Source organism: Herbaspirillum lusitanum (assembly GCF_046025995.1).
In the GTDB taxonomy this organism is placed as follows: Bacteria; Pseudomonadota; Gammaproteobacteria; order Burkholderiales; family Burkholderiaceae_D; genus Herbaspirillum; species Herbaspirillum lusitanum_A.
This window is the reverse complement of the sequence record NZ_JAQQFM010000005.1, coordinates 377,850-394,512: the sequence shown is the minus strand read 5'-3', so window position 1 is coordinate 394,512 and position 16,663 is coordinate 377,850. Positions and strand designations below refer to the sequence as shown.

The 16,663-nt window shown below is 61.0% G+C and carries 13 protein-coding genes; 11 read left to right on the top strand and 2 right to left on the bottom strand.

The features are described from left to right. Positions 1–218 precede the first annotated feature (218 nt). The 7 genes from PQR62_RS13025 (at position 219) to PQR62_RS12995 (ending at position 8,194) form a co-directional block, all read left to right on the top strand. On the top strand, positions 219–1,706 hold the full coding sequence (locus PQR62_RS13025) for an ABC transporter substrate-binding protein (protein WP_408158550.1): 1,488 nt from the start codon (positions 219–221) through the stop codon (positions 1,704–1,706). Between the two features lie 97 nt (positions 1,707–1,803). Next, on the top strand, positions 1,804–2,742 hold the full coding sequence (locus PQR62_RS13020) for an ABC transporter permease (RefSeq protein ID WP_408158371.1): 939 nt from the start codon (positions 1,804–1,806) through the stop codon (positions 2,740–2,742). Positions 2,743–2,806: 64 nt separating this feature from the next. After that, on the top strand, positions 2,807–3,682 hold the full coding sequence (locus PQR62_RS13015) for an ABC transporter permease (protein ID WP_408158549.1): 876 nt from the start codon (positions 2,807–2,809) through the stop codon (positions 3,680–3,682). 21 nt (positions 3,683–3,703) lie between these two features. Further along, on the top strand, positions 3,704–4,696 hold the full coding sequence (locus PQR62_RS13010; protein ID WP_408158370.1) for an ABC transporter ATP-binding protein: 993 nt from the start codon (positions 3,704–3,706) through the stop codon (positions 4,694–4,696). Positions 4,697–4,725: 29 nt separating this feature from the next. After that, positions 4,726–5,682 (top strand): ABC transporter ATP-binding protein, encoded by a 957-nt coding sequence (locus PQR62_RS13005; protein WP_408158369.1) that lies wholly within the window; start codon positions 4,726–4,728, stop codon positions 5,680–5,682. A gap of 50 nt (positions 5,683–5,732) precedes the next feature. Continuing rightward, entirely contained in the window at positions 5,733–7,358 is a 1,626-nt protein-coding gene (locus PQR62_RS13000) for a gamma-glutamyltransferase family protein (protein WP_408158368.1), read from the top strand. Positions 7,359–7,390: 32 nt separating this feature from the next. After that, positions 7,391–8,194: a GntR family transcriptional regulator gene (locus tag PQR62_RS12995; RefSeq protein ID WP_408158367.1), complete on the top strand. Its 804-nt coding sequence runs from the start codon at positions 7,391–7,393 to the stop codon at positions 8,192–8,194. 36 nt (positions 8,195–8,230) lie between these two features. Here the strand turns inward: PQR62_RS12995 and PQR62_RS12990 are convergent, their stop codons facing one another. Further along, entirely contained in the window at positions 8,231–9,139 is a 909-nt protein-coding gene (locus PQR62_RS12990; protein WP_408158366.1) for a LysR family transcriptional regulator, read from the bottom strand. Between the two features lie 123 nt (positions 9,140–9,262). On the opposite strand from PQR62_RS12990, the gene PQR62_RS12985 reads away from it, so the two are divergent. Both PQR62_RS12985 and PQR62_RS12980 read left to right on the top strand, forming a co-directional pair. Then, entirely contained in the window at positions 9,263–10,396 is a 1,134-nt protein-coding gene (locus PQR62_RS12985) for a DSD1 family PLP-dependent enzyme (RefSeq protein ID WP_408158365.1), read from the top strand. Between the two features lie 98 nt (positions 10,397–10,494). Then, positions 10,495–11,502, top strand: a complete 1,008-nt coding sequence (locus PQR62_RS12980) for an ornithine cyclodeaminase family protein (protein ID WP_408158364.1) — start codon at positions 10,495–10,497, stop codon at positions 11,500–11,502. An 81-nt stretch (positions 11,503–11,583) separates the two neighbouring features. Here the strand turns inward: PQR62_RS12980 and PQR62_RS12975 are convergent, their stop codons facing one another. Next, positions 11,584–13,635: a hybrid sensor histidine kinase/response regulator family protein gene (locus PQR62_RS12975; protein WP_408158363.1), complete on the bottom strand. Its 2,052-nt coding sequence runs from the start codon at positions 13,633–13,635 to the stop codon at positions 11,584–11,586. A gap of 480 nt (positions 13,636–14,115) precedes the next feature. On the opposite strand from PQR62_RS12975, the gene PQR62_RS12970 reads away from it, so the two are divergent. Both PQR62_RS12970 and PQR62_RS12965 read left to right on the top strand, forming a co-directional pair. Then, positions 14,116–14,712 carry a hypothetical protein gene (locus PQR62_RS12970; protein ID WP_408158362.1) on the top strand — a complete coding sequence of 199 codons (597 nt, stop codon included), beginning with the start codon at positions 14,116–14,118 and terminating at the stop codon, positions 14,710–14,712. A 391-nt stretch (positions 14,713–15,103) separates the two neighbouring features. Further along, entirely contained in the window at positions 15,104–16,555 is a 1,452-nt protein-coding gene (locus tag PQR62_RS12965) for a sensor domain-containing diguanylate cyclase (protein WP_408158361.1), read from the top strand. Positions 16,556–16,663: the final 108 nt, after the last annotated feature.

Sequence of the window (16,663 nt, the reverse complement as noted above, 5' to 3'; positions counted from 1 at the left end):
AACGTCGCCGGCTACCCGGATGGTTTCCCGTGCGGAAATCCTTGGGCGCGGCGCTTGAAGACCGGAAACTGTCATTCATTAACAAAATGCAATAGTGATTTTTCTAAATCACGGTGTCGACATGGCATGGAAAATGCATGTAGACTTTGATGTATACATTGATGCCAACATTTAAAGGAACAAGGATGAACATGCCATTTCTCCCGCTTTCCCGCTTCATGGGCCGTCTCGGTCTGCGCCTTGCCGCTGCCGGCTTGCTGACTGGTCTGGCTTTGTCGGCATCCGCCGCGACCATCAATATTTCGCTGGACGACGATCCGGGCAAGCTCGATCCGACACAATCGTCGATGATCGCCGAGCGCATGGTGTATCAAAGTATTTTCGACAAGCTGGTCGACCTCGATGAGACCGGCAAGATCGTGCCGATGCTGGCGCAGCGCTGGACCATCTCCGACGATCAGAAGACCTACACCCTGTATCTGCAAAAGGGCGTGAAATTCCATGACGGCACGCCCTTCAACGCCAAGGCAGTGGAATTCAATCTGCTGCGCGGCCAGGAAAAGAGCTCGCTGCGACGTAACGAGCTGAAGTACATCAAGCAGATCACCGTGGTGGACGACAGCACCATCAAGCTGGAACTGAGCACGCCGTTCGCGCCTTTCATGTCGATTCTGACCGACCGCGCCGGCATGATGTCATCGCCCGATGCCGTCAAGAAATTCGGCGACGACTACGTCAACAATCCGGTCGGCACCGGCCCCTTCGTATACAAGGGCCGCCTCAAGGGCGCCACCATCACGCTGGAAAAGAACCCGCACTACTGGCAAGCCGGCTTGCCGAAGGTCGACGGCGTGGTCTACAAGATCATGAGCGACGTCAATGTCGCCTTCAACAATCTGCGCAGCGGCCAGGTCGATGTCACCAATCGTTTCCCCTACAAGGAAATCACCAATATCCCGGCCAATGCCAACTACTCGGTGATCAACAAACCGTCGCTGGGCTTCCGCGGCTTCTACCTGAATACATCCAAGCCGCCGTTCGACAAGAAGGAAGTGCGTGAGGCGGTCGACATCCTGATCGACCGCAACGCCATCGCCAAGGTGGTCTACAACGGCGCAGTCGCGCCCAGCCACTCGCCGTTCAGCAAGGCGCAATTTGCCAATGGCGAAGCCGATCTGCCGCCCAAAGTGGATGTGGCGCGCGCCAAGGCGCTGCTGAAGGCGGCCGGCAAGGAAGCCGGCTTCAGCTTCAAGCTGACCCTGCCGACCACGCCGTATGAATCGCAGGTCGGCCAGATGGTGCAGAACATGCTGCGTCCGGCCGGCATCACCGTGACGCTGGAAAAGGCTGAACTGGCGACCCAGATCGAAGCCGGCAAGGCCGGTACTTATGAAGGCCTGTTCGTGGGCTGGAGCGGCCGTCCCGACCCTGACCAGAACATCTATGACTTCGTGGTCACCAACGGCTCGCTGAACTACTCCAAGTACGGCGCCAAGGAAGTCGACGATCTGCTGCAACAAGCCCGTCTGGAAGGCAACGACACCAAGCGCAAGGCTTTCTACGATCAGGCCATGCAGATCCTGGTGAAGGAAGTGCCTTACGTTTATCTGAACCACGACAATGTGCTGTTCGGCATTTCGAAGTCGGTCAAGGGATTCCGCTATGTCCCTGACGGGGTGATCCGCACCGCGACGCTGGCCAAGTAAGTGCGTTGAGCCAGCAGCCATGGCTGCGTGCGGACGAGGGTTCGCACGCAGCATCTGCCGCATCGGCATTCACCGTCCTACCCAACATGTTGTGCACATGTCTCCATTATTGAAACGCCTACTGCTGGTCATCCCCACGCTGCTGCTGGTCAGCATGGTGATCTTTTCGCTGCTGGCGATTCTGCCGGGCGATCCGGTGTCCGCCATTCTCGGCCAGGAAGCCACGCCGGAAGCCGCGCTCGCGCTGCGCGCCCAGCTCGGTCTGGACGATCCTATTTATGTGCAATACGCGCGCTGGCTGGGCGGCGTGCTGCACGGCGACCTGGGCCGCTCTTTCATCGACCGCACGCCGGTCATCGATGCCCTGATGCAGCGTCTGCCGGTGACCATAGAACTGGCGCTGGGCAGCTTCGCGGTGGCGATTCTGATTGCGGTGCCGGCCGGCATCATGGCGGCCGCCAAACCGCGCGGCTTCGCCAATTACTTCAGCACGCTGGTGGCGCTGTTCGGCATGTCGGTGCCGCACTTCTGGCTGGGCATGATGTTCATCATCCTGTTTGCGGTCAAGCTGGGCTGGCTGCCGGCCTCGGGCTATGTACCGCTGAGCGAAGACTGGCGCGCCAATCTGGCGGCGATGTGCATGCCGGTGCTGGCTACCGGTCTGCGCGAGTCGGCGATTCTGATGCGCATGGTGCGCAGCAGCCTGCTCGAAGTGCTCAATGAAGACTATATCCGCACCGCATTTTCCAAAGGCCTCAAGGACTGGCAGGTCGTGATCGGCCACGCGCTGCGCAATGCGCTGATCCCGGTGGTCACCGCCAGCGGCCTGATGGTCTCCAGTCTGCTGGGCGGACTGGTGATTACCGAAAGCATCTTCGGCATTCCCGGCATGGGCAAGATGATCGTGGATGCCATTTTTCAGCGCGACTACATCATGGTGCAGGGCGGCGTACTGGCCGCCGCGCTGATGGTGGTGATCGTCAATCTGGTGGTGGACGTGCTGTACACCGTCATCGACCCGCGCATTGCAAGGTAAGAAGCGTATGGAACCCTCTACTCCCGTCCCCGCCGTCCATCCTGACCAGGCCGCGTCCGCTTCCATGCCGGGCCGCGCGTCTGAAGTGCTGCCGCAGCGCCGGCGTTTCGCCGGCCTGCGCCGCTTCGCCGGCAATCGTCTGGCGGTGGTCGGCGCCCTCATCATTTTGCTGCTGGTGCTGGTGGCGCTGTTCGCACCGTTGCTGGCAACGCACGATCCCATCTTCGATCAGGATTACAGCAATCTCTTGTCCAATCCGGACGCCGCGCACTGGATGGGCACCGACGATCTCGGCCGCGACATCTTTTCACGCATGCTGTACGGCGCCCGCATTTCCTTGCAGGCGGCGATGATCGCGGTGGGGCTGGCGTTCTGCATCGGCGTGCCGATCGGCATCGCCAGCGGCTACTTCCGCGGCTTCTGGGATGAATGGGTGGTGATGCGTCTGGTCGATGCGCTGCAGGCCTTCCCTTCGCTGATTCTGGCGCTGGCGCTGGCGGCGGCGCTGGGCGGCGGTTTCTACAACGCCATGGTGGCGGTCGGCATCGGCTTCGCACCGGCCTTCATCCGCCTGGCGCGCGGCCAGGCCATGAGCATCCGCAATCTGGATTACGTGATGGCGGCGCGCTCGGTCGGCGCCGGCCATCTGCGCATCATGTGGCGCTATGTGCTGCCCAATGCGATGGCGCCGCTGGTGATTCAGGCCACTTTCGCGATGGGCTCGGCCATCATCGCCGAAGCCGGCCTGTCCTACCTCGGCCTCGGCGCCAAGCCGGAAGATCCGAGCTGGGGTTCGATGCTGCACATCGCGCAAGGCTATCTGAACACCAATCCGACGCTGGCGCTGTGGCCGGGCATCGCCATCTTTGCGGTGGTGCTGGGCTTCAATCTGCTGGGCGACGGCATCCGCGAAGTGTTCGATCCCAAGTTATCCAGATAAATCAGCTCAGGAAAAACGAACATGCTGGAAGTCTCCAATCTCAAAGTCGAATTCGTCAGTCACGGCAAGCGCGTGGCGCCGGTCGACGGCGTCTCGTTCTCGGTTGGCGCCAATGAAACGGTCGGCTTGCTGGGCGAATCCGGCTGCGGCAAGAGCGTCACCGCGCTGTCCATCCTGCAGCTGTTCCCGATGGCCAGCAAGGCGCAGCTGAGCGGCAGCATCAGCTACAACGACGGCATCGCCATCAGCAATCTGCTGGAAGCCGACGGCGACACCTTGCGCAGCATGCGCGGCAAGGAAATCGCGATGATCTTCCAGGAGCCGATGACCTCGCTCAATCCCTTGCATCGCATCGGCGATCAATTGCGCGAGATGCTGCGCATGCACAGCCAGCTCGACCGCAAGCAGATCGATGCGCAGGTGATCGCCATGTTGCAGCGGGTCGGCCTGCCGCGCGCCGAGCAACTGGTGAACGACTATCCGCACAGCCTCTCGGGCGGCATGCGTCAGCGCGTGATGATTGCCATGGCGCTGCTGTGCAAGCCCGGCCTGCTGATCTGCGATGAGCCGACCACCGCGCTGGACGTCACCATTCAGGCGCAGATTCTGGATCTGATGCGTGCGCTGAAGGACGAACAAGGCACCTCGATATTGATGATCACGCACGACCTCGGCGTGGTGGCCGAGATGTGCGACCGCGTGGTCGTGATGTACGCCGGTCAGGTGGTCGAGCAAAGCAGCGTGCGCGATCTGTTCGACGCGCCGGCGCATCCCTACACGCAGGCGCTGATGCGCGCACGGCCTGCGCTGGACGCCACGCCCGGCGCATTGCTGCAGGCGATTCCCGGCTCGGTGCCGCTGCCCGGTTCGGTGGCGGCCGGTTGCCGTTTTGCTGCGCGCTGCCCCAAGGTGCAAGCACGCTGCTACTCCGACGCGCCGATGCTGGCACCGGTCGCGGTGGCGGCAAAAACGGCAGCAACGAGCCATCAGGCGCGCTGCTGGTATCCGAACTGACGCGAAGAAAAAGATAAGAGGACAAGAAGATGACGACTCCCTTGCTGCAGGTTTCCGGTCTCAAAAAACACTTCGCGTCGGGCCGCGCCGGCGCCGCGCCGGTGCGTGCGGTGGACGATGTCTCGTTTCAGATCGCCGAAGGTGAAACGCTGGGTCTGGTCGGTGAGTCGGGCTGCGGCAAATCGACCACCGGCCGCAGCGTCTTGCGCCTGATCGAACCGACTGCCGGCAGCGTCAAATTCATGGGCCAGGAGATCTCGGCCCTGCCCTCGCGTCCGCTGCGCGCCATGCGGCGCCACATGCAGATGGTGTTTCAGGATCCGTTCGCCTCGCTCAATCCGCGCATGACCATCGGCGAAGTGCTGGAAGAACCGTTGATCGTGCATGGCCTGTTCGACCGCCTCACGCGCAAGCGCAAGGTAGCCGAGATTCTGGATGTGGTCGGACTGAGCCAGGCCTATGCCGGCCGCCATCCGCATGAATTTTCCGGCGGCCAGCGCCAGCGCGTGGGCATCGCGCGCGCCATCATCACGCGCCCGAAACTGGTGGTCGCGGATGAAGCGGTATCGGCGCTGGACGTGTCGATTCAGGCGCAGATTCTGAATCTGCTGCAGCAACTGCAAAAGGAATTCGGCCTGACCTATCTGTTCGTCTCGCACGATCTGGCGGTGATCCGCCACGTCAGCAACAGCATCGGCGTCATGTATCTGGGGCGCATGGTCGAATACGGCAGTTGCGAGAGCATCTACAACGCGCCCAAGCATCCTTACACGCAGGCGCTGCTGTCGGCGATTCCGCGCGAACATCCGGATCAGGTGCGCAAGCGCATCGTGCTCAAGGGCAGCATTCCGAATCCGGCCTCGCCGCCTGCCGGTTGCCATTTCCATCCGCGCTGCGCCTCCTGTATGGAGGTCTGCAAAACGGACACGCCGCCGCGTGTGGAAACCGCGCCCGGCGAATACGTAGCCTGTCATCTGTATCGCTAAAATATCGCTCATTGCACTTACGTCACTTTCACGATTTCAGAAAGCCAAACATGCCAAGCTTCAACGCCAATCACTACCCTTATGCATCGCGCCGCAGCGCAGTGTTCGCCCATCGCGGCATGGTCGCGACCTCGCAGCCGCTGGCGGCGCAGGCCGGTCTGCAAGTGCTGCAAGCCGGCGGCAACGCCATCGATGCAGCCATTGCGGCAGCCGCCGCGCTGACCGTGGTTGAACCGAGCGCCAACGGCATCGGCGGCGACGCCTTTGCGCTGATCTGGCACAAGGGTCAGATGCATGGTCTGAACGCCAGCGGCCCGGCGCCGATGGCGATGTCGCTCGACGCTCTGACTGCAGCCGGTCACAAGGAAGTGCCGAAATACGGCGCACTGCCGGTGACCGTGCCGGGCACGCCTTCAGCCTGGGTCACCATGGCCGAGCGCTTCGGCAAGCTGCCGCTCACGCGTTCCATGGCCGGCGCCATCAGTCTGGCGCAGGACGGTTTCCCGATCTCGCCGGTGGTGGCGGTGGCATGGGAGCAGGCTTACAAGAATTTTTCGCGTGTATTCAAGGAAGACCATTTCAAATCCTGGTTCGACACTTTCGGCGCCCTCGACGGCTCCGGTCGCGCGCCGCGTGCCGGCGAAATGTGGCGCTCGCCGGGCCATGCCAGCACCCTGCAATCGATTGCCGACGACAATGCCCGCAGCTTCTATCAGGGCGCGCTGGCCGAGAAGACCGCCGCCTTCATCCGCGCTGCCGGCGGCTACATGGAACTGAGCGATCTGGCCGACTTCCGCCCGCAATGGGTCGACCCTATCCGCGCCAACTATCGCGGCTACGACGTCTGGGAAATCCCGCCGAACGGCCATGGTCTGGTGGCGCTGCTGGCACTCAACATGCTCAAGGGTTTCGACTTCAGCGAGCGCGATACCCTGCTCACCTATCACCGCCAGATCGAAGCCATCAAGCTGGCCTACGCCGACGGTCTGGCGCACATCGCCGACATCGATCACATGCGCGTGTCGGTCGAGGATCTGCTGTCGGACGCCTACGCCGATGAACGCCGCAAGCTGATCGGCGCACGCGCCACGCTGCCGGTGGCCGGCGATCCGCCACGCGGCGGCACCGTGTATCTGTGCACCGCCGACAACGAGGGCAACATGGTGTCCTTCATCCAGAGCAATTACATGGGCTTCGGCTCGGGTCTGGTAGTGCCGGGCACCGGCATTTCGCTGCACAACCGCGGCAACAATTTCACGCTGGATGCAGCACATCCGAACTGCCTGGCGCCGGGCAAACGGCCGTACCACACGATCATCCCCGGCTTCCTGAGCAAGGACGGCGAAGCGGTCGGTCCGTTCGGCGTGATGGGCGGCTTCATGCAGCCGCAAGGCCATGTGCAGATGGTGATGAACACGGTCGACTTCGGCCTCAACCCGCAAGCCTCGCTGGACGCGCCGCGCTGGGAATGGGAAAGCGACAACAAGGTCAGCATCGAACACAGCACCGCCGAACATCTGTTCCGCGGTCTCGGCAGCGCCGGGCTCGGCCATGAAGTGAGCTGGTCCGGCAACCAGCTCGGTTTCGGTCGCGGCCAGATCATCTGGCGCGATGCCAACGGTGTCCTGTGCGGCGGCACCGAGCCGCGCACCGACGGCTGCATCGCCGCCTGGTAATTCTCTGCATTTATTGAAAAGGCCGCGTTGCCATGCAAGCACTCTCCGTTTCATCCCTGATCACTGGCGACAGTCCGGGCCAAGCATCGTCGGAACCTACAGAACCGGTGAAGGCCTCGCTGCCCGAATATGTCTACGCGCGTCTGCGCGAAGACATTTTCGAAATGCGGCTGCTGCCCGGCGATCAGGTTACTGAGACGGAAGTGGCGGCTTTCTTCAAGGTCTCGCGCACGCCGGTGCGCGAGGCGCTGCAACGCCTGCAAAGCGATGGCCTGATGCAAGGCTATGTACGCGGCGGCTGGGAAGTGATTCCCATGGATTTCAAGCGCTTCGCCGACCTGTATGAACTGCGCATGCTGATTGAAGTGCATGCAGTGACGCGATTGTGCCGGGACGCCGGCACCAGCCGCGACATCAACATCGCCATGGTCGACGATCTTAAAATGGTCTGGTGCGTGCCGCCGGCGGAACGCCTGAGCGATGGCCGCCTGGTGGCCACGCTTGATGAAAACTTCCACCAGACCCTGGTGCGCGCCACCGGCAATCAGGAAATGGCGGGCACCTTCGATCGTCTGACCGATCGCATCCGCATCGTGCGCCGCCTCGATTTCATCTACGGTGATTGCGTAGAATCGACCTACGATGAGCATGCCGCCATCCTTGCGCAAATCGATGCCCGCGACGGCGAGCAGGCTGCCAAACTGCTGACCGAACACATCTCGGGCAGCCATGCCGAAGTCAACCAGATCACCCTGCATCGCCTGCACAGCGCACGCGCCTCAGCGGCGACCGAGCGTCTGCCTTATGTGACGGTGCGGGTGATGCGGCAGTTTTGAGCGGCACCTTGTGACACTACCGGAATACCGCTCAGCCTAGGCACTCAACTCGGCCGCCAGAAAATCCATCGCCGCGCGCACGCGTGCCGGCAGGCCCTTGCGCGAGGGCACCATGATCATCAGTGGCGCCGGGTCGAATTGCCAGGCCGCCAGCACGCGTATCAGTTTTCCCTGGCCCACCGCCGCCTCCACATCCCACTGCGAACGCAATACCAGGCCCAGCCCCTGCTCGGCCCAGTAACGCGCGGTGCCGCCGTCATTGGTGAGCAGCGCCGGATGAATGCGCAAGGACTCACGCGCACCGAAACGGATTTCCGCATCGGCCTTCTCGCGCCGGAAATGCCACAGGCTGACGTCTTCATCGTTCTCGCGGATACAGATGCAGGCATGCTGCAGCAGATCGCGCGGCGTCTGCGGCATGCCGTTCTTTTTGATGTAGGCCGGGCTGGCGCAGACCCAGCGCTCGTTGTCCGCAATCGTGCGCGCCACCCAGGACGAATCGCGCACGCTGCCGATATGCACCACGATGTCGGCGTCATGGCGGTCGGGCCAGGGTGTTTCGCGCAGATCGAGTTGCAGTTTCAGTTCCGGATGCAGGCGTGCGAAGCGCACCAGCAGCGGCGCAATGCACTGTCGCCCGTAACCGAAGGGCGCCGCAATTTTCAGGCTGCCGCTGAGGCGCTGTTCGTTGCGCTGAAACATCTCCGGCAATTGTTCTATGCGCCCCAGCAAGCCCTGCGCCTCCTGCGCCAGCGCTTCACCGTCGGCGGTCAGGCTCAGGCGCCGGGCGGTGCGAGTCGCCAGCGCCACGCCCAGCGAGGTCTCCAGACTGCGCAGGCGCATCGATAAGGCCGAGGGCGTCAGATTCAGCGAGCGAGCGGCCTCGCTGAGCGAGCTGGATTGCGCCAGCGCGGCCATCAGTTGCAGGTCTTCGACCTTGATCATTGCATTCCTTCCAGTGATTTCTATATTCAATTTCTCTTAAGGTTTGATCGCACTTTATTTAAACATAACTTACCCTATTAATCTTAAAGTACGACGCTGTCACCACCTGATTCCGGAGCACACATGTCGGCCCTTGCCCATCTGAATACACCCTCGGCCCTGATCGATCTGGACCGCATGCAAGCGAACATTGCCCGCATGCAAACGCGCATGGATAGTCTGCAGGTCAAGTTCCGGCCGCACGTCAAGACCAGCAAAAGCGCGGCCGTGGCAGCGCAGCAACTGGCGGCGGGGGCCTGCGGCGTCACGGTATCGACGCTACGTGAAGCCGAGCAGTTTTATGCCGACGGCATCAGCGACATCCTGTACGCGGTCGGCATGGTCGCAAACAAGTTGCCGCAGGCCCTGGCCCTGCGCCGCCTCGGCTGCGATCTGAAAATCATTACCGACAGTCTGGCCTCGGCCCAAGCCATCGTGCAGTTCGGCCAGCTGCATGGCGAGATCCTGGAAGTGTGGATAGAAATCGACAGCGACGGCCATCGCTCCGGCATCAAGCCAGAACAGCAGGCGCTGCTGGACGTCGGCCAATGCCTGCATCAGGGAGGCATGAAGCTGGGCGGCGTGCTCACGCATGCCGGCTCCAGTTATGAATACGACACGCCGGTGGCGCTGATCGCCATCGCCGAACAGGAGCGCGCAGCCTGCGTGCTGGCCGCTGAACGCTTGCGTGCCGCCGGTCTGCCCTGCCCGGTGGTCAGCGTGGGCTCGACCCCGACTGCGCTGGCGGCGGAATCGCTGGCAGGTGTGACCGAAGTGCGCGCCGGCGTATATGTGTTCTTCGATCTGGTGATGCACAACGTCGGCGTCTGCCGCATGGATGAAATCGCGCTCAGCGTGCTGACCACCGTGATCGGCCATCAGGAAGAAAAGGGCTGGGCCATCGTCGATGCCGGCTGGATGGCCATGAGCCGCGATCGCGGCACGCAAAGACAGAAATGCGACTTTGCCTACGGCCAGGTGTGCGACCTTGCTGCTCAACCGCTTGCCGGTTACGTGCTGAGCAGCGCCAATCAGGAGCACGGCATTTTGTCTCTGCGAGACGGCGTGGACGCCGATATCGTCAGGCGCTTTCCCATTGGCACGCAGTTGCGTATTCTGCCGAATCACGCCTGCGCTACCGGCGCTCAATATCCGGAATACATTGCAATAGATGCCGCCGGCGAGGTCCGGCATTGGCCGCGCTTGCACGGCTGGTGATGCCGGCGCCGTCGACGCGCACGAAAGAAAATAGAATGTCGCAACTTGCTCGGCTCAATGCCTGCACGAGCTCAACCACTTATCCGAACAGGAACCTCATGCCGACATCCGCTACTCCATTCTCGCCACCGAACCCGGCCGAGGCCCGCTTGCTGCTGCTGGACAAACATCAGGTTGAAACACTGCTGACTGCCGAAGCGGTACTGCCGGCGGTGCGCGAAGCATTTCTGTTGCATGCAGCCGGAGAAGGACGCGTGTTTCCGCTGGTGCGTGAACCGCTATCGACCGGTGGCGTATTCGGCATCAAATCGGGCGACGTGCAATCGCAAGGGCTGCTGGGTTTCAAGGCGGCCGGATTCTGGCCCGCCAATCGCGCGCTGGGCGGCGAACCGCATCAGGCCACCATCATGCTGATCGCCCCCGAGACCGGCCGTCCGCTGTGCATCATCGACGGCAATGCGGTCACCACCATGCGCACCGGTGCTGCCGGGGCGCTCGGGCTGATGCACCTGGCGCGGCAAGACAGCATCCGACTGACGGTATTCGGCAGCGGCGTACAGGCCGCCATACAAGTGCAGTTTGCGCTGGCTTGTCTGCCTTCGCTGCAGCAAGTGAGCTACGTCAACACCAACCGCAGACGCGATGAAAAGTTTGAAGCCAGGTTCGCTGCGCGTTGCGATATCGCGCCGGCCGCCGACCACAATCTGGCCGTGAGCGAAAGCGACATCGTGATCACCGCGACCCCGGGAAAAGCTGCGCTGTTCGAACTCGACGCGGTGCGCCCCGGCACCCATCTGAATTGCGTGGGCGCGGATACCAAGGGCAAGCGAGAATTGCCGCCTGACTTACTGGCGCGAGCCAAAGTGTTTGTGGACGATGCGAATCAGGCGCGCCAGATCGGCGAGACACAATGGCATGCCGAAACGCCCGTCACCGAACTGGGCGATGTGCTGAGCGGCAAGAGCGTTTTTGCACGGGCGGATAAAGACATCACCGTGTTCGACATGACCGGCCTGGCGCTGCAGGACTTGACTGTGGCGCGCATGCTGTATGCGCAGGCTTTGCAGGATCAGGGCCGGCATGCCGGCATCGCCTGGCCCTGGTAATCATTGGCAATCATTGGCAATCATTGGTAATCATTGGTAATCACTGTTCACGACAGTGATCAAGCCGGCCGGCACGGCGCTTCACTTGACCTGCGCCGCCAGTTGCAGATTGATGCTTTCCAGTGTGAAGGGTTTTGAAATGACGCTGAAGCCGGCATTGACGGCGGCCTGCAAATCTTCAGCGTAGCCGCTGATCAGAATCACCGGCAAGGCCGGGAAATTGATGTGCAGTTTTTTGGCCAGCGCGATGCCGGTGATGCCGCCCGGCATATGAATGTCGGAGATGACGGCATCGACCCGCTGGTGTGCCAGAAACTCTTCAGCATCGAGCGCGTTGCTCAGATGCGTGATGCTGTGGCCCACGCTTTCCAGCAAGGCGACGATACCTTCGGCCACATCCAGATTGTCTTCCACCAGCAGGATATCCAGAGGTCTGATCTGCGGCGCTGCCGGCGCATCCGCATGATTCAACGGCACGCCCTCGGCCGGCGGCAGATAAATCGAAACCCTGGTCCCACTGCCCAAAGTGCTCTCTATCAGTACATGGCCGCCTGCAGTTCGGGCGAAATTCCTGACCTGCGATAAACCGAGCCCGGTGCCCTTGCCTGCTTCCTTGGTGGTGAACAAAGGATCGAACGCCTGGGTACGGGTTTCTTCCGACATGCCGGTGCCCTGATCGGCAATCGAGATGCAAACGAAATGCTCCTGCATCCGGGCGTCGCCGGGCCGCCGCACGTTTTCTATGTGCAGCGCGATGCGGCCGTCGGCGTTGCTGGCATCCCGCGCATTGACCAGAATATTGATCAGCGCCAGTTGCATCTCCACCGCATCGACGCAGACCGGCCAGGTATCAGGCGCCACCTCGATGCTGCAACGATGTGCACCGACGGTATTAAACAGCAGCAATTGCCATTCGGATATTTTGGTCTGCAGCGCAAACACTTCCGGCTTGAGCGGCTGGCGGCGGCTGACGCCCAGCAATTGCCGCGTCAGTTGCTCGCCGCTCTTGATGGAACGCTCGATGGCATCGATCTGCTTTTCGATGGCCGGCACCCGCTTGAGGCGGATGATCTGCATCCCGGTGGCAATCACCATCAGGCAATTGTTGAAGTCGTGAGCGACGCGCCCCAGCAACTTGCCGAGCGCATCGAATTTCTGGGATTCGCGCAGATCCGATTCGATCTTGTGGCGCAATGCCACTTCCTGCTGCCAGCGCTGCCAGGCAATTTTCTGGTCGCGCACGCGGCGTATCGCGAAGATGATGATGGCCCACAACAAGGCGCTGGGCACCAGCAGCAAGGCTGCGGCCAGCGACATGTACTGGAACCAGCTGCGCCAGACTTCCGACAGGGAGCGCGCCGACACCACATACACATCGTGATTGGTGACGCGGCGGTAGGAAATGATCTTGTTGTCGCCGTCCAGAGGCGAGCTGCCGGAGACAGTGCCGAACAGCGGATTCTGGCTGATGCCGCGCATGAAGGGCGCGCCCGGCGGCACCTTGGGCACCGCATTGATCAACTTGGGATAGCGCACCAGGATGTAGCCGTCCTTGCGCACCAGCGACAAGGACTGATGCATCAACCCGGGCAGCATCTCTTTGTAGAACGACAAAAAATAATCGGGATCGAGCGACACCAGAATCATGCCCAGAAATTCACCCGACTCGGAACGTCTGGCCACGCTGTCATTGAACAGCGCCTGCGTCACCTGACGCCCCACCATCACGCTGGAAATGGATTCGCCGCCACCTTGCCGGATGGCAATAAAATCATTGCGGTCGGCAATCGAGACGGCGGGTGCCGGATAGTCGCGGCTGTGCGCAAGCAAATCGCCTTTTTGACCGATCACCGCCACCGCAATGATCTGCGGCAGGCCGGAAATCATGCGCTGCAGTTTGGCGTGGATGGATTTTTCATCGGCGCGGATCTGGGCGTCATCCATCACGCCCAGCAGTTCCTCGATGCGCGCATTCAGGGAAGCGTCCAGTTCGAACACCTTGTCTGCATGCTCTCTGGCAACTACCGCAGCGCGTTCTGCAGACAAGCGCGCCTGCTCCTGCAATTCGCGCCACTGCACGATGCCGAGCACGGCCAGCAGCGCAAAGGAAATGACGACACTCAGCAGTAACAATGCGCGCAGCAAACGGCCTTGAATCTCAAATCCGATCCGGGGATGAACCGGACCGCTCTCATTTGCTGCGGTTGTCTTGTTACTAATGTCACCACGCTCGGTCATCGTCGATTCTGCAATGCGCGCTCATGCGCTTCAGTGGGAGGAAATGGGAAAACGAGTTGTTATACAACAAAACGGCGAAATACGGGGGCCGAGCATGGCCCGGGTTAAATACCGCAGGCGGGCACATGACCGCCGCTAGACTGCGGCCGCCAAGGACTGCTACAACCGCAGTGGCGAATGATTGCGAAATCTCCGGCAATAGCGCATCCGTTTCACTCCCTCATCCGTATAGGAAGTAAGGATGCGCAAGCTCATCAGGTTTTGTGCCTGCCATTTCTATTGCAGTCGGCCGTCGATGAACAGCCGTATCAGTTGGAACTGTTCGGTCGGCCTGGCCGGCTTGGCTGACATCACCCATCGCACTCCGGGGGAAAAATGGACAGATCGCCGCTCTACCCGTTCTTTGAAAAAAGACTGCGCAATGGTTTCGCCCGCATCATCCACCGCCAACTCACGCCCTGGCTGATGCTGGACAGCGGTGAGAATATTAATGTGCGCGACTTCGCCGGCAACCCGATCTCTTTCCAGAGCATCAGTTTTGACGGCTATGCCAGAAAGACTTTTTGGGACAACTACGTTCAACCCTTCATCGAAGAGATGGCTGAGCGCGAGATATCCATGGCGGTCACCACCGCCGCTGCACGAGGGCTGGAAGTCACCCGGACGCTGCATGAACTTGAGCACTTGCTGATGGCCGGCTCACTCGAGGTGTTCCAGAAAATGGCGGCCATCGATCAGCGGCTGCACTGCAGCAAGCATGGCCATGATGAATCGCAGGCGCATACCCAACGCTGCATTGACGCCGAGTTGCTGAGGATTCAGTCCTATGTGTCAGCGCTGGTCGAGAGCGAGCTGAATGCATGGCATCCGAAATCGGCTCTTGCGCTATGGCATGACAAACATGGATTTGCGCTGTGGACGATTACCACCCTGATTGCGCTGGCGGGGATGACGCATTCGATTCTGACCTGAGACGGTCACCGGGATCTTTCGCCACCGAACAAGCTGTCGCCGCTTGCTTCGCAGGTACAGCGCCGTGCCGGGCCAACAGCGCCTGGCGGTTTTATCACAAGACATTGCGCATTAGAAGTCGGCATGCAGACTTGTCGCCTTTCCCCTACGTTGCGCTGCAGCAAGGTGTGTATTGCCCGCGCTTTTATGCGTTAATTCTGCCTGTCGCATTTTTCCATGAACAGATTTCCGCCAGGAAAAACGGCCATGGCAGCGATGCGTACGCACTTGAACTCACATGCATGATGTCCGCATCGCCGCCGCTGTGAAATAGCCGGCACCAAGCCTGAGATACTGATGCAGATAGGATTTCAAAATTAAGCGCATACGAAAGATTTTGCGGATCAATGCTTTGCTGCTGGTCGCAATGGTATTTGGCCTGTGCGCCTGGATGCTCTACAAGAGTCACGATGAGGCAAGGCATTACGCGGTCGAAACCTCACAGAACATCACGCTGATCGCACAACGCGACATCCAGCGCAATATCGAGATCCTGTCCTTGTCGCTGGATTCGCTGACGCATCGCTATCAGCATCCATCGTTCCGCCAGCTGTCGCGCGAACAGCAGCGCTCCTATCTGTTCGGCAGCACGCTTCCGGCAAAGCACGTAGAGGTCATGGCGGTGCTGGATCATGCCGGCAAGGTGCTGGTGTCATCCATGCCGGGCGATGCGCGCAACACCTATGGCGACCGCCCCTATTTCACCGAGCAGCGCGACAAGCCCGACCTCGGCCTCTACATCTCCAAACCTATCGACGCCAAGTTCGCCAGGGGCTTGCAGGTGATCGTGCTGTCCAAGCGACTGTCCAATGAAGACGGCAGCTTTGCCGGCGTAGTGCTGATGGCGCTCAACCTGTCCTACTTCCGCGATCTGTTCAGCGGTCTGCAACTGGGCGAAGCCGGCGTGATGTCGCTCTACTCTCGCGACGGCGTGGTCTACATGCGCCTGCCCTCTACAGCCGACGCCATCGGCCGCGACATCAGCACCAGTCCCGGCTTTCAGCAGATCAAGCCGATGATGGCGCGCGACAGCGGCAGTTTCGTCGTCCGTGCCATTACCGACGGCGTACAGCGGCTCTATGCCTTCAGAAATATTCCCGGTACCGAACTGATGGTGTTTGTGGGGCGCTCCGAGCAGGACATTTTCATGCATTGGCGCGATTCGCTGTATGCGGTGGCCTCACTGATGCTGCTGTTTTCGATTGCCTGCGTATTGCTGCTGAGAGTGGTGCGGCGGGAGTTCAGACAACGCCAGGAGGCGGAAGAAAAACTGCGTACTCTGGTGCGCATCGATGGCCTGACCGGCCTGCTCAACCGGCGTGCGCTGGACGACATGCTGGCCGCGCTCTGGGGCCGCTGCCGGCGCCAGGAAGGCAGCTTTTCACTGCTGTTCATCGATGTCGACTACTTCAAGTTCTACAACGACAACTACGGTCACCAGCAAGGCGATGAAGTGCTGGTCGCCGTGGCGCAGACCATCGCCGGCCAATTGCCGCGAAGCTCGGATATCGCCGCGCGCTACGGCGGCGAGGAATTCATCGTGGTACTGGAAGAAACCGATGCGGACGGCGCGCTGCTGGTCGGCGAAAAGATACGTGCTGCGATTGAGCAACTGAACATACTCCATGCCCGCAGCCAGTGCGGACATGTGACGGCCAGCATCGGCGCCGCCACCTACCGGCGCGAGTTGTACGCCGATATCGATGCGGTGCTCAATGCTGCCGATGCGGCCCTGTATCAGGCCAAGGCCGATGGACGCAATCGCGTGTGCAGTGCCGGGCCGACACGGCAAGGGCTGCTGTGACCACAGCAGACAATCGGCGCCTCGCATCATCTGCTCATGGCGTCATCCGCAGCACAAGCACACGGCGGCTTGCGCCATCCCGATGTCAGAACATCAAATTGAATATTC

What these genes read in the sequence shown, in the direction of transcription:
- PQR62_RS13025 (WP_408158550.1), top strand. Translation starts at nt 219, where the DNA reads ATGGGCCGTCTCGGTCTGCGCCTTGCCGCTGCCGGCTTGCTGACTGGT.
- PQR62_RS13020 (WP_408158371.1), top strand. Translation starts at nt 1,804, where the DNA reads ATGTCTCCATTATTGAAACGCCTACTGCTGGTCATCCCCACGCTGCTG.
- PQR62_RS13015 (WP_408158549.1), top strand. Translation starts at nt 2,807, where the DNA reads ATGCCGGGCCGCGCGTCTGAAGTGCTGCCGCAGCGCCGGCGTTTCGCC.
- PQR62_RS13010 (WP_408158370.1), top strand. Translation starts at nt 3,704, where the DNA reads ATGCTGGAAGTCTCCAATCTCAAAGTCGAATTCGTCAGTCACGGCAAG.
- PQR62_RS13005 (WP_408158369.1), top strand. Translation starts at nt 4,726, where the DNA reads ATGACGACTCCCTTGCTGCAGGTTTCCGGTCTCAAAAAACACTTCGCG.
- PQR62_RS13000 (WP_408158368.1), top strand. Translation starts at nt 5,733, where the DNA reads ATGCCAAGCTTCAACGCCAATCACTACCCTTATGCATCGCGCCGCAGC.
- PQR62_RS12995 (WP_408158367.1), top strand. Translation starts at nt 7,391, where the DNA reads ATGCAAGCACTCTCCGTTTCATCCCTGATCACTGGCGACAGTCCGGGC.
- PQR62_RS12990 (WP_408158366.1), bottom strand. Translation starts at nt 9,139, where the DNA reads ATGATCAAGGTCGAAGACCTGCAACTGATGGCCGCGCTGGCGCAATCC.
- PQR62_RS12985 (WP_408158365.1), top strand. Translation starts at nt 9,263, where the DNA reads ATGTCGGCCCTTGCCCATCTGAATACACCCTCGGCCCTGATCGATCTG.
- PQR62_RS12980 (WP_408158364.1), top strand. Translation starts at nt 10,495, where the DNA reads ATGCCGACATCCGCTACTCCATTCTCGCCACCGAACCCGGCCGAGGCC.
- PQR62_RS12970 (WP_408158362.1), top strand. Translation starts at nt 14,116, where the DNA reads ATGGACAGATCGCCGCTCTACCCGTTCTTTGAAAAAAGACTGCGCAAT.